Source organism: Chromatium okenii (assembly GCF_016583745.1).
In the GTDB taxonomy this organism is placed as follows: Bacteria; Pseudomonadota; Gammaproteobacteria; order Chromatiales; family Chromatiaceae; genus Chromatium; species Chromatium okenii.
In genome coordinates, this window is record NZ_NRRQ01000014.1 from 1 (window position 1) to 12,951 (window position 12,951).

At 57.5% G+C, this 12,951-nt stretch carries 9 protein-coding genes and 1 tRNA gene; 6 read left to right on the plus strand and 4 right to left on the minus strand.

The window, feature by feature from the left end:
- Positions 1-220: 220 nt before the first annotated feature.
- The 4 genes from CKO12_RS07180 to ppsR all read right to left on the minus strand — a co-directional run bounded on the left by CKO12_RS07180 (position 221) and on the right by ppsR (position 3,905).
- A tRNA-Arg gene (locus tag CKO12_RS07180) sits at positions 221-297 on the minus strand.
- Between the two features lie 19 nt (positions 298-316).
- On the minus strand, positions 317-1,510 hold the full coding sequence (locus tag CKO12_RS07185) for a geranylgeranyl diphosphate reductase (protein ID WP_200154063.1): 1,194 nt from the start codon (positions 1,508-1,510) through the stop codon (positions 317-319).
- 31 nt (positions 1,511-1,541) lie between these two features.
- On the minus strand, positions 1,542-2,453 hold the full coding sequence (gene chlG / locus CKO12_RS07190) for a chlorophyll synthase ChlG (protein ID WP_105073650.1): 912 nt from the start codon (positions 2,451-2,453) through the stop codon (positions 1,542-1,544).
- A 12-nt stretch (positions 2,454-2,465) separates the two neighbouring features.
- The gene (gene ppsR, locus CKO12_RS07195; RefSeq protein WP_242466246.1) at positions 2,466-3,905 is read right to left on the minus strand and encodes a transcriptional regulator PpsR; all 1,440 of its coding nucleotides are present in this window, start codon (positions 3,903-3,905) and stop codon (positions 2,466-2,468) included.
- Between the two features lie 325 nt (positions 3,906-4,230).
- Here ppsR and bchF point away from each other — a divergent pair, with 325 nt between their 5' ends.
- From bchF to bchM, 6 genes are read left to right on the plus strand one after another with little or no spacing between them, the layout of a single operon-like run.
- The gene (gene bchF, locus CKO12_RS07200) at positions 4,231-4,746 is read left to right on the plus strand and encodes a 2-vinyl bacteriochlorophyllide hydratase (RefSeq protein WP_200154064.1); all 516 of its coding nucleotides are present in this window, start codon (positions 4,231-4,233) and stop codon (positions 4,744-4,746) included.
- Positions 4,743-6,008 (plus strand): ferredoxin:protochlorophyllide reductase (ATP-dependent) subunit N, encoded by a 1,266-nt coding sequence (locus CKO12_RS07205; protein WP_200154065.1) that lies wholly within the window; start codon positions 4,743-4,745, stop codon positions 6,006-6,008. The genes bchF and CKO12_RS07205 overlap by 4 nt, the downstream gene beginning before the upstream one ends.
- Before the next feature lie 4 nt (positions 6,009-6,012).
- Entirely contained in the window at positions 6,013-7,584 is a 1,572-nt protein-coding gene (gene bchB / locus CKO12_RS07210; protein ID WP_200154066.1) for a ferredoxin:protochlorophyllide reductase (ATP-dependent) subunit B, read from the plus strand.
- Entirely contained in the window at positions 7,559-11,284 is a 3,726-nt protein-coding gene (locus tag CKO12_RS07215) for a magnesium chelatase subunit H (RefSeq protein ID WP_200154067.1), read from the plus strand. The genes bchB and CKO12_RS07215 overlap by 26 nt, the downstream gene beginning before the upstream one ends.
- A complete protein-coding gene (bchL, locus tag CKO12_RS07220) occupies positions 11,284-12,180 on the plus strand; it encodes a ferredoxin:protochlorophyllide reductase (ATP-dependent) iron-sulfur ATP-binding protein (protein ID WP_200154068.1) in 897 nt (298 codons plus the stop codon). Before CKO12_RS07215 ends, bchL begins: the two co-directional genes overlap by 1 nt.
- 30 nt (positions 12,181-12,210) lie before the next feature.
- Complete coding sequence (gene bchM, locus CKO12_RS07225; RefSeq protein WP_200154069.1) at positions 12,211-12,933, plus strand: magnesium protoporphyrin IX methyltransferase; 723 nt, start codon at positions 12,211-12,213, stop codon at positions 12,931-12,933.
- Positions 12,934-12,951 lie beyond the last annotated feature (18 nt).

Below are 12,951 nucleotides of genomic sequence, written 5' to 3' on the forward strand. Positions count from 1 at the left end.
CGGAGTAGCGATTAAAAACTGAATGTAATCTTGTTCGGTACATTTTGCAGCGTTCATCTTTGTATAGCCAAGCCAGAATAAATTGATTGCGGCACAACAGTAGGATTGAAGGTGCTGCGCCGATTTTAACAATCATTTTGTGGTGGATCGACTATATTCTAAAGCTATTTTTGGTCAACTGCGTAACTCCTATTTTAGCATAACCCGCCATAAAACGCTGTGGTGCCCTTGACAGGAATTGAACCTGTGACCTACCGCTTAGGAGGCGATCGCTCTATCCAACTGAGCTACAAGGGCAAAACTAAATGCGGCAGATTCAAGAACGCGGTGACACAATCCCTAATAAATGCGCCATATCTTTAAAGAAAATGCGCAAATGTGCGCCGGGACGCGCTTTTACCAGCCGTTTATTCATATACGCTTCCCACGTCAGATATTGAATATCGGGATCGGCGCATAAACTGACAAATCGCTCGCGCCGTTTGTCATTCGCATACCAAAACCGCTGCATAATGCCCAATACCCAAAACACTTTACCGTGCGCTTTCATAAACTTTTTTCGCGCCGATTGCAGCGCTGCCGCTTTGCCGGTGGTTAAAAATTCTGCCACCGCTTCACCCGCCAACCGTCCGCCCGCCAGCGCGTAATAAATGCCTTCACCCGACGCTGGCGCGACCACGCCAGCCGCGTCGCCAGCCAACACGATGTCGCGCCCGTTATCCCAGCACCGCAGCGGCTCCAACGGAATCGGCGCACCTTCGCGGCGCAGCGTTTCCGCGTCTGCCAGCCCAGCGCGACGGCGCAATTCAGTGCAAGCCGAGCGTAGCGAAAATCCCTCAACCGCCGTGCCAACGCCAACGCTGACGGTCGCGCCGTGCGGAAACACCCAGCCGTAAAAGTCTGGCGAAATGTCGCCCTGATAATAAACGTCGCAGCGGGTGCCATCGAAACCCGCCGGCGTGCGCACGATTTCGTGATACGCGGAGACAAATTTCATGCCTTCCGAGCCGGGAATGCACTGCTTGGCGACCGCAGAATGCGCACCATCTGCGCCAATCACCGCTCGCGCCCGCACCCGCTCGGAATCGCTGCCGCTGCGACCTTGACCGGGGCGATAACACACCAGCGCCGTGCCGTCCGTATCGCGTTCAATCTGCTCGAAGGTGCCGGTGCGCCGCGTCGCGCCAGCAGTCGCTGCCCGCTCGCGCAGCCACTCATCAAAATGCTCCCGATCCACCATTCCGACGTAACCGCCGTTGATGGGCATGTCCACCGTGCGATCCGTCGGCGACACCATCCGCGCCGAATTGACCTGACTCGCCAGCATGGATTCGGGAATCTCAAATTCGCGCATCGCTTGCGGCGGAATCGCGCCACCACAGGGTTTGATCCGCCCAGCGCGATCCAGCAACAGCACCGAGCGTCCCAGTTTGGCGAGATCGGTCGCCGCCGTCGCGCCAGCGGGACCGCCGCCAATCACGACTACATCAAAGGTTTCAACATTTGCCATGACAGATTCCATTGCTAGAAATCAATAAAAATCAAACTGTTTGCGCCATGCCGCGCACCGCAAAGGCGCTGATCATCATGCCGATGACGTACACGCTCACGCCCAAGCCGCTAAACCACGTCGCCCGCTCACGCGGACTGCCGAGAAAACGCACCATCAGCGCCACCTGAATCAGCAGAATGATGCCAACGGCGAGCGCGTGAACCGGTTTGTCCCATGAATACAACAGCGCGATGACCACCACCTGCGGCAGTCCCATCACCAGACAAGCGACTCGCGCTGCGCCGTCCACGCCGAGCTGCACCGGCAGCGAGCGCACGCCCATTTGAATATCGCCCTCAATCGCTTTGAAATCGTTGAGCGTCATAATGCCGTGAGCGCCGAGGCTGTAGAGCAGCGCCAGCGCCAGAATCGGCCACTCCGGCATCGCGCCGCCGATCATCAACGTCGCGCCGGTGAACCACGCCAGCCCTTCATACGAAATGCCCGCCGCGAGATTGCCCCACCAGCCATTGGCTTTCAGACGCAGCGGCGGGGCGCTGTAAATCCACGCAATCGTCATGCCGATCAGCGCCGCACCAAATACCCAAGTGCCGAGAAAATAAGCCAAAGTCAGCGACACTGCCGTCCAAATCAGCGACAAATAAAAACCCCATTTGCCGGGAATGCGTCCCGACGGAATCGGGCGATATGGCTCGTTAATCGCGTCCACGTCGCGGTCATACCAATCGTTGACGACCTGACTGGTGGCGCACATCAGCGGCCCGGCAAAGACGATGCCGATCAACACCAGCAGCCACTGCGCGGCAATCGGCTGACCGGAGGAGACGACGCCGCAGGTAAATGCCCACATCGGCGGAAACCATGTAATCGGATGCAACACTTCGAGAATCGCCGCTGGCGCGGGATAGCGCCGCAGCGGTAGCTGGGTGACGTGATTCATGCAGAAAACCTATCAAGGGAGATGTTTGTGCTCAGGTGCGGGCGCATCGGGCGTGTGGTCAGCAACAATGCCGTAACGGTCGATTTTGACGTACAGACTTTGGCGGCTCAAGCCAAGCAATTCGGCGGCAGATGCGCGATTGTCGCCGGTCAATTTCAGCGCCGCTTCAATGCACAGCCGCTCAATCGTATCGGTCGATTCGCGCACCAATTCCTTCAGCGGCACGCGTCCCACCCGCTCCGTCAATTGATCCAGCCAGCGCGTTTGTTCGGGGCTGATGGGCTGCTCGCTACTTAACCGCCGCCCGACATCGCGGATAAAAAAGCCAAAATAAGGACGCTCGCCGCTGTGGACGGCGGCAGCGGAAATCTCCACTTCCGTCGTCGAGCCGTATTCGCCGCGCAACATGGTGGCAAATAAACGGACGGTGACGTGCTGGCGCAGGTTCGCCATCAACACGTTGAGATCAACGCCGGGACGACCGAGCCAGCGATCCAGCGATTCACCGCGTGCCTGCTGTTCGGTGGCGATTTCCGCCAAACTCAAAAAGGTGCTGTTAGCGGTGAGAATCCGCCCGTCGGCGTCGGTGATGACCACGCCATCCGGTGCATTTTCGAGCACCCGCAAATAACGCGCTTTCGTTTCCGGCAAGACGGCGCTGCTCGCATCCGCCAGCAACGGCGATAGCCGCACCAATAAAAAGGTCACGTTTTCTTGGCGCAGCAGCGACGCAGACACGAGGAATTCCTGCAAGCCGTCAATCAGCCGCGCTCGCACGTCATCAGCGCGACCGGCTGCCCGCACGCCAGCGAGTAAACCGTTGATTGCTTGGGTACTTTCGGGATCAAAGCCTTCGGGAAATGGTCGCCCGATGACGCGAGTTGGCGTCTCACCGAGCAGTTGACCGGCAGCGGGATTGACTTCCACCACGCGCTGCGTGGGCGCATCAATGATGAGGATGGCTTCGGAAACCATCCGAAACAGCAGCCGATAACGGGTTTCGACCTGCCGGAAGCGCCAATAATCGCGCTCCAACGCTTGCTGCGCATCGACGAGCTGCTGTTGCAACGCCGCCATGCCCTGCAAATTGCGTCCGACAGCAATCACCACTCCGGCGTCACTCAGCCGCAGCGCCCGATATTGAATGGGAATGTCGCTGCCGCGCAGCGAGGGGTGATTGATCTGGCGCCAGCGCGTCATTCCGTGCATGTGCGATTCGGCCAGCAGAGCTTCGAGATTGAGACGACTTTCTGGTGACACGGTTGCCAGCCATGGCTGCCCAATCCAGTCGGCGCTGAAATCCGCCTGCAGATCGGCGCTGCCAAAGATAATATCGCTGACCACGCCGTGAGAATCGACGACAACGGCGATGTCAGCCATGCCTTCAATAAGGGCGGCTGCTGTCTTGGCGTCAAGGCTGCAAGTCAACCCTTGTTGTATTGGATTTAGCAACCAGACCACCTCCCTTTCTTGCTTGCTTTTTTTCAATCCTTCGTTGTGATGAGCAACCGAAAAGTGGAAAAATCCAGTGGCAAGTGTTCACAACCACACTGCCGCTCATGCCAACTCACCCTATTGTGGTAGCTTGTGTACAGTTGTCAAGTTAGCTTTACGTTAAGCACTGTTGACAACTTGCTGAAAAGCAGACTAGATTTACGGTTGCATGTGCGCGTTGATTCAACCCCCAATTTTCCGCGTACAGCACGATTGGTACGCGACTCGCAGGCGGGTCGTTTGACTCACTCCCAAGAAAAAATACCCCGAGTCCAGCTCACCAATGACCGATCAACACACTCAGCCAACTCCGCGTCCGCTGCTGTACACCGCAGAAGAACGGCAGCGGCGCGATGCAACGCCCTGGACTCTGGTGCAGGGTATTCTTGCGCCAATTCAATTTTTAGTTTTTCTCGTTAGCTTATATCTGGTTATCAATTATTTAGTGACTGGCGAAGGCGCAAGCGCCGCCACTGCATCTGTCGTGATTAAAACGCTGGTGCTTTATATCATTATGATTACCGGCTCAATTTGGGAAAAGGTCGTCTTTGGGCGTTATCTATTCGCGCCAGCATTCTTTTGGGAAGATGTCTTTAGCATGTTAGTGCTCGCCTTGCACACTGCTTATCTCATTGCTGTATTCACCCAAACACTTGATATTCATGGGCAAATGTTATTAGCACTCGCCGCCTATACCACTTATCTCATTAACGCTGCGCAATATATTGTTAAATTACGCGCCGCTCGTTTAGATGCTGCCAGTCGCGCTCCGGTGGCACTCGCCGAGGTCGCAGAATGACAACGCCCGTATTCGGCTGTGATGTCGCCAACATCGTCTATGAACGCGGGCAGCGCCAAGCGTTCTGTGGTTTGGCGGGCATCGTCTGGCTGCACCGCAAAATTCAAGATGCCTTCTTTTTAGTCGTTGGTTCGCGCACCTGCGCCCATCTGCTGCAATCCGCTGCCGGCGTGATGATTTTCGCCGAGCCGCGTTTTGCCACTGCGATTCTGCAAGAGCGCGATCTCGCGGGCATGGCGGACTGCAATCAGGAATTGGATCGCGTGGTCGCTGAGGTGCTGGGACGGCGTCCTGATATTAAGAGCCTGTTTTTAGTCGGTTCTTGCCCGTCCGAAGTCATCAAGCTCGATCTCAATAAAGCGGCCGAACGGCTGTCAGCGCAGTATCAAGGACGGGTACAGGTGTTTGATTATTCAGGCAGCGGTCTCGATACCACGTTCACTCAAGGCGAAGATACCTGTTTGCTGGCGCTGGTTCCGCATCTGCCCGCTTTGCCAGCGACTGAACGCAACTTGCTGATTTTGGGCACTTTGCCCGATGTCGTTGAGGATCAATTCACCCGCTTGTTCACCGAGCTGGGCATCACTACCGTGCATTTTTTGCCACCGCGTCGCATCGATGCGCTGCCGCCGGTGGGAGCGGGAACGACGCTGCTGTTGGCGCAGCCGTTTCTCGGCGAAACCGCCCGCGCTTTGCAAAAACGTGGCGCAACGCTGCTGACTGCGCCCTATCCGTTTGGCGTTGAAGGGACGCTCGGCTGGCTACGAGCAGCGACGGAAGCGTGGGGCATTGCGGCGGAGCGTTTGGACACAGTGACGGCAGCGCCGATTGCGCGAGCACAACAGGCGTTATCTCGGCAGCGAGCATTGTTGAGCGGCAAACGCATCACCTTTTTGCCCGATTCACAGTTAGAAATTCCGCTGGCGCGGTTTTTAGCGCGGGAATGCGGCATGGAATTGGTGGAAGTCGCCACGCCCTTTTTAGAACGGCAATTGATGGCACCCGAGCTGGCGCTGTTGCCGGCGGGAGTGCGCTTGACCGAAGGACAAGACCTCGAAGCGCAATTGGAACGGCTGCGCACAGATCGCCCAGATTTGACGGTGTGCGGATTGGGCTTGGCGAATCCGTTGGAAGCGGAGGGTTTGCGCACGAAATGGTCAATTGAGTTGGTGTTTAGTCCGGTACACGGTTTCGATCAAGCTGCCGATTTAGCAGAACTTTTTGCGCGACCCTTGGTACGCGGCGCGTTGTTGCAGGTGTGATGTTATGCAGTTGACGCTTTGGAGCTACGAAGGCCCGCCACACATCGGCGCGATGCGCATTGTCACCTCGATGACCGGGGTGCATTTGGTGTTACACGCGCCGCAGGGCGACACCTACGCCGATTTGCTGTTCACCATGATCGAGCGGCGCAGCCAGCGGCCGCCGGTCAGTTACACCAGTTTTCAAGCGCGGGAGCTGGGCGGTGACACGGCCGAATTGGTGAAGCGCACGATTCAAGAAACGTTTGATCGCTTTCGTCCGCAGTTGATTTTGATTGGTGAATCCTGCACGGCGGAGTTGATTCAGGATCAGCCGGGCGCGTTGGCGCAAGGCATGGAGCTGCCGATTCCGGTGCTGGCGCTGGAACTGCCGGCTTACACCCGCAAAGAAAACTGGGGCGCGAGCGAAACCTTTTATCAATTGGTACGCGGGCTGCTGAAAAGTCGCGTCCCTGCGCCGGGCACAGAACGGGAATTGCGCCACTCGAGAGCGCGTCCGCTGGCAAATCTGCTCGGCCCGACGGCGCTGGGTTTTCGCTGCCGCGATGATGTGGTGGAAATCACACGGTTGTTGGATTCGATTGGCGTGGGCGTGAACGTGGTCGCGCCGCTCGGTGCCAGCCCGCAAGACGTGCTGCGCTTACCAGAAGCGGATTTCAACGTTTGCCTGTATCCTGAAATCGCCGATCAAACGTGCGACTGGCTGCGGCGCAGTTTTGGACAACCAACGATCAAAACGGTGCCAATTGGCATCGGTGCGATCCATGATTTTATTGCTGAAATTGGGCGCGTTGCGGGCATTGATGTCGGCACAACCGTTGCTCCGTCATCCGCCAGAATGGCGTGGTATTCGCGCTCGGTGGATTCAACTTATCTCACCGGCAAGCGCGTATTTATCTTTGGTGATGCGACTCATGCCGTTGCCGCAGCGCGGATGGCGACCGAAGAATTGGGATTGATGGTTGTCGGTTTAGGCACTTACGCCCGCGAGTTTGCGCGGGAAGTGCGGGAAGCCGCCAAGCGGTACGGCGTGGAGCCGTTGATTACTGATGATTATTTGGAAGTCGAGGCGCGAGTTGCCGAAGCGCATCCTGAGCTGGTGTTGGGAACGCAGATGGAGCGCCATATTGCCAAGCGGCTCGGTGTGCCCTGCGCGGTGATTTCAGCGCCAGCGCACATTCAAGATTTTCCCGCCCGCTATGCGCCGCAGATGGGTTTTGAAGGCGCAAATGTGATCTTTGATACTTGGGTGCATCCGTTGATGATGGGACTTGAGGAACATTTGATTACGATGTTTCGGGAAGATTTCGAGTTTCACGAAGGCGCAGCGCCATCGCATTTGGGCGGCATGGCAACGCGCCCGGCGCTGACTGCGGCAGTTGTGCCAGAAGAGGCGGCAGCGGAAGAGACTCCCGCGACAACATGGGCAATGGAAGCCGAACAAGAACTCAAGAAGATTCCGTTTTTCGTTCGCGGCAAGGCTCGGCGCAATACCGAACGCTTCGCTCAAGAACGCGGGATTACCACCATTACCGTGGAGACGCTCTACGATGCCAAAGCGCACTTCGGTCGCTGATATTCGTTCTAAAACTGAGGCGACGCCCGTGCGCGTGGTCATCATCAATCTTGATGGTCACTTGTCGGGGACGACCCAGCGGGCACTGCCAACAGTACGGCGCGAGCTGCCGGGGTTGGAACTCAGTCTCCATGCCGCGACCGAATGGGCTGATTCACCTGATGCGCTGAATCGCTGCCTCGCCGACATCGCCGCTGGCGACATCATCATGGCGACCATGTTGGTGATGGAGGAGCACTTCAAACCGATCCTGCCGGCGTTGGCTGCTCGCCGTGAGCAATGCGACGCGATGATCGTGTGCATGTCCGCTGGCGAGTTGATGAAGCTGACGCGGATGGGCGGCTTTGCGATGGATGGCACGCCGGGCGGCCCAATGGCGCTGCTCAAACGGCTGCGCGGTAATAAAGAGAAAACCCAGAGCACTGGGGCGCAGCAGATGTCCACGCTGCGGCGGATTCCCAAACTGCTGCGGTTCATTCCCGGCACCGCGCAGGATGTCCGCGCTTATTTCCTCACGCTGCAATACTGGCTGGCGGGCACTGACGACAATCTCGGCAACATGGTGCGCTTTTTGGTGGATCGCTACGCCGATGGTCCGCGTCGCCATCTGCGCGGGACGCTGAAAGTTGCAGCGCCAGCGGAATATCCCGAAGTCGGCATTTATCACCCCAAAATGAAGGGGCACATTTCCGAGAAGATCGCGCATCTGCCGGTCATCAACGGCAAACCGAAAGGGCGTGTCGGGCTGTTGCTGATGCGGTCGTATGTGTTGGCGGGGAATGCCAGCCATTACAACGGCGTGATTGAGGCGCTCGAAGCGCGGGGGCTGCATGTCGTGCCCGCGTTTGCCAGCGGTTTAGATGCGCGTCCGGCGATTGAAAAGTTTTTCATGCAAGACGGTCAGGCGACCGTCGATGCCGTTGTGTCATTAACCGGTTTCTCGCTCGTGGGCGGCCCGGCTTATAACGATTCCAAAGCTGCCGAGGAAATACTGGCGCGGCTGGATGTGCCCTATCTCTCCACGTTGGCGGTGGAATTCCAAACGCTCGATCAATGGCAAGACTCCAATCAGGGGCTGCTGCCGGTTGAAGCGACGATGATGGTGGCGATTCCTGAACTTGACGGCGCGACCGGTTCGATGGTTTACGGCGGGCGCAATGGCGGCGGTTCCAACGATGCCCGCGATATGCAATCGCATCGGGAACGGGCGGAATCATTAGCTTCGCGGGTGGAAAAGCTGGTGCGGCTGCGGCGCAGTCAACGCGCCGAGCGCAAGGTCGCCATCGTGTTATTCAATTTCCCGCCGAATGCGGGCAACACCGGCACGGCGGCGTATTTGTCGGTATTCGCGTCGCTGCATCGCACCTTGTTGGCGATGGACGCTGCCGGTTATCGCGTTGATTTACCCGAAGATTTAGACGATCTGCGCGAGCGCATCGTCAACGGCAACGCCGCAAAGTTTGGCGCTCATGCCAATGTTCACATCCGCATTCCGGCTGATGACCACGTCCGCCGCGAGCCGTATTTAGCCGATATTGAAAAGCAGTGGGGTTCAGCGCCCGGCAAACAGCAGAGCGATGGCGCGTCGATTTTTGTGCTCGGTGCGCAGTTCGGCAACGTGTTTGTTGGTATTCAACCAGCGTTCGGTTACGAAGGCGATCCGATGCGCTTGCTGTTTGAAAAAGGCTTTACGCCGACTCACGCTTTCAGCGCCTTTTATCGCTACCTCCGCGACGATTTCGGCGCTCACGCGGTGCTGCATTTTGGGACGCACGGCGCGTTGGAATTTATGCCCGGCAAACAGGCTGGCTTGGCGAGCACCTGCTGGCCAGATCGTTTGATCGGCGATTTGCCGAATATCTACCTGTACGCCTCCAACAATCCGTCCGAAGGCACGATTGCCAAGCGTCGCGCTGCCGCCACGCTCATCAGCTACATGACGCCGCCGATTGCTCATGCCGGGTTGTATAAAGGTTTGATTGATCTGAAAGGGTCGATGGAACGCTGGCGCGGTTTGCCGCCCGAAGATGCCGAGGAACGCAGTCAGCTTGCCGAGTTGATTCAGGCGCAAGCCGCAGAATTGGAGCTGGCGCAACTTGAACCGGCGTGGGGCGCGACGGCGGAATCTGAAGTCGTGACGCTGCACGAGAAGATGCTGGAGCTGGAATACACGTTGATTCCGCACGGGTTGCACGTCGTTGGTGAAGCGCCGACCGAAGAGGAACGGATTGATTTGCTGGACGCAGTTGCTGAGTCAACGAAAAACATCCGCCCTGCGCGTAAAGCAATTGAGGCGTTGGTTGCCGGTAAATCGCCCGAAAAGGCGCTGAAAGCTGGTGGCATGGCGACTTCTGAAGAAAACGTGACGCTGTTCCGCGAGCTGGCGGAAACCGACCGGCTGTTGATTCAAGACAGCGAATTGCCAGCGATTTTGCGGGCGCTGGATGGGCATTTCATCCGCCCCGCGCCCGGCGGCGATTTGCTGCGCACCCCGGCGATTTTGCCGACCGGACGCAATTTGCACGGCTTTGATCCGTTCCGGCTGCCCAGCATTTACGCGGTGAAAGATGGAGCGCAGCAAGCGGCTCGCGTGATTGAGCGGCACATGGCGGAGGGCAATCCCTTCCCAGAAACCATCGCCATCGTGTTGTGGGGCACCGACAATCTCAAAACCGAAGGTGCGCCGATTGGACAGGCGCTGGCGCTGATTGGGGCGCGACCGCGTTTTGATAATTACGGGCGGCTGGCTGGCGCGACCTTGATTCCATTGGAAGAATTGGGGCGACCGCGAGTGGATGTGGTGATGACGCTGTCGGGCATTTTCCGCGATCTGCTGCCGCTGCAAACGCGCTTGCTGGCAGAAGCGGCGTTTCAAGCGGCATCTGCTGACGAGCCGCTGGAGCAGAATTTCATTCGTAAACATGCGCTTGACTATCAAGCTGCGCAGAATTGCGATCTGGAAACTGCGTCGCTGCGCGTGTTCAGCAACGCCGACGGTGCTTACGGCGCGAACGTCAATTATCTGGTGGACAGCAGCAGTTGGGACGAAGGCGACGAGCTGGCGGAGACTTACACCCGCCGCAAGAGCTTTGCTTACGGGCGCTCCGGGCAGCCGGTGCAACAAGCTGCGCTGCTGAAAAGCGTTCTGAGCACGGTGCAGTTGGCGTATCAAAATCTGGATTCCGTTGAGCTGGGCGTCACGACCGTTGACCATTATTTCGACACGCTCGGCGGCATTACTCGCGCCGTCGGTCAATACAAAGGTGACGAGGTGCCGGTTTATATCGGCGATCAAACTCGCGGCGATGGCGTGGTTCGCACGTTGGCCGAACAGGTGGCGCTCGAAACGCGGACGCGGATGCTCAATCCCAAGTGGTACGAGGGTATGTTGAAGCACGGTTATGAGGGCGTGCGCCAGATTGAGGTGCATGTCACCAACACGATGGGCTGGTCGGCAACGACGGGTCAGGTCGCGCCTTGGGTGTATCAGCAGCTCACGGAAACCTTTGTTTTGGATCAAGAAATGCGCGACCGGCTGGCGCAGTTGAATCCGACGGCTTCGGCAAAAGTCGCCAACCGTTTGATTGAAGCCCACGAGCGCAATTATTGGTCGCCCGATGCGGCGACGCTGGAGGCGCTGCGCCGTGCGGGTGAGGAATTGGAAGATCGGCTTGAAGGCGTTACGGAGGCAGCAGCCTGATGAGTGCTTTTTCTAAGGACGATAACCATCTGGACGGCGAAGGCAGCGTACAGGTGCAGCTTGACCCCGATTTGCGCATTGATGGCGCGAAAGTCTTTGCGGTGTACGGCAAGGGCGGGATCGGCAAAAGCACGACTTCGTCGAATCTGTCGGTGGCGTTCTCGAAACTCGGCAAGCGGGTGCTGCAAATTGGCTGCGATCCGAAGCACGATTCGACGTTCACGTTGACCAAATGCCTCGTGCCGACCGTCATCGACATTCTGGAATCGGTCAATTTTCACGCCGAGGAATTGCGCCCCAGCGATTACGTTTACGAAGGCTATAACGGCGTGATGTGCGTGGAAGCTGGCGGGCCGCCAGCGGGCACGGGCTGCGGCGGTTATGTCGTCGGGCAAACGGTGAAGCTGTTGAAACAGCATCATTTGTTGGAAGATACCGACGTGGTGATTTTCGACGTACTCGGCGACGTGGTGTGCGGTGGTTTTGCCGCGCCGCTGCAACACGCAGAGCGGGCGCTGATCGTCACGGCCAACGATTTTGATTCAATCTTTGCCATGAACCGGATCGCTGCGGCGATTGTGGCAAAAGCGAAACATTACAAGGTGCGCATCGGCGGCGTGATCGCCAATCGCAGCGTCAATACCGATGAAATTGATCGTTTTAATGCGGCTATCGGTTTGAAACGGCTGGCGCATTTGCCGGATTTGGACATCATTCGCCGCTCGCGCTTGAAAAAATCGACGCTGTTTGAAATGGTGGAATCAGATGATCCGGGTTTGGAGTTGGCTAAACAGCAATATCTCCAGCTTGCTGAACGGCTCTGGGAAGGCGTCGAGCCGTTGTCGGCGCAGCCAATGCGCGACCGCGACATCTTTGATTTCTTGGGGTTTGATTGAATTGGAATCCAATACAACAAGGATTGAAATATGCAAAATCCAACTCAACAAGGATTGAAACCTTATCAAGAGCGGCAAGCAAAGATCAAAACCTATTTTGATCGCACCGCTGCCGATGCGTGGTCAAAACTGACCTCGGACGCCAAAGTTAGTCGCATTCGGGAAACGGTTCGCGCCGGGCGCGATGACATGCGCGGCACGTTGTTGAGCTGGCTGCCGGCTGATTTGACGGGCAAACGGCTGTTGGATGCGGGCTGCGGCACGGGATTGCTGGCAATTGAAGCGGCGCGACGCGGTGCGGAAGTGATCGCCATTGATGTTGCGCCGACGCTGATTGACATTGCCCGCGAGCGGATGCCGAGCGATTTGGGCGCGGGTTCAATCAATTTTCAAGCTGGCGATATGCTTGATCCGGCGCACGGGCAATTTGATTATGTGGTGGCGATGGATTCGTTGATTCATTATCGCCCGGAGGATGCAGTGAAGGTGCTCGCTGGGCTGGCGCAGCGCACCAATTCCTCAATTGTGTTTACTTTTGCGCCGCGCACCGTGCCCTTGACGCTGATGCTGGCGATTGGGCGATTGTTTCCGCGCAGCGACCGCTCACCAGCGATTGAGCCGGTGAGTGAGAAGGCGATGCGCAAACGGATCGTAGCGGATGATGAGTTGCAGGGGTGGGATGCCCGGCGCACGCGGCGCATTATTTTGGGTTTTTACATGTCTCAGGCTTTGGAGCTGGTGCGCCAAGGTTGAGATGTTTGTTCGGCCTAG

What these genes read in the sequence shown, in the direction of transcription:
- CKO12_RS07185 (WP_200154063.1), bottom strand. Translation starts at nt 1,510, where the DNA reads ATGGCAAATGTTGAAACCTTTGATGTAGTCGTGATTGGCGGCGGTCCC.
- chlG (WP_105073650.1), bottom strand. Translation starts at nt 2,453, where the DNA reads ATGAATCACGTCACCCAGCTACCGCTGCGGCGCTATCCCGCGCCAGCG.
- bchF (WP_200154064.1), top strand. Translation starts at nt 4,231, where the DNA reads ATGACCGATCAACACACTCAGCCAACTCCGCGTCCGCTGCTGTACACC.
- CKO12_RS07205 (WP_200154065.1), top strand. Translation starts at nt 4,743, where the DNA reads ATGACAACGCCCGTATTCGGCTGTGATGTCGCCAACATCGTCTATGAA.
- bchB (WP_200154066.1), top strand. Translation starts at nt 6,013, where the DNA reads ATGCAGTTGACGCTTTGGAGCTACGAAGGCCCGCCACACATCGGCGCG.
- CKO12_RS07215 (WP_200154067.1), top strand. Translation starts at nt 7,559, where the DNA reads ATGCCAAAGCGCACTTCGGTCGCTGATATTCGTTCTAAAACTGAGGCG.
- bchL (WP_200154068.1), top strand. Translation starts at nt 11,284, where the DNA reads ATGAGTGCTTTTTCTAAGGACGATAACCATCTGGACGGCGAAGGCAGC.
- bchM (WP_200154069.1), top strand. Translation starts at nt 12,211, where the DNA reads ATGCAAAATCCAACTCAACAAGGATTGAAACCTTATCAAGAGCGGCAA.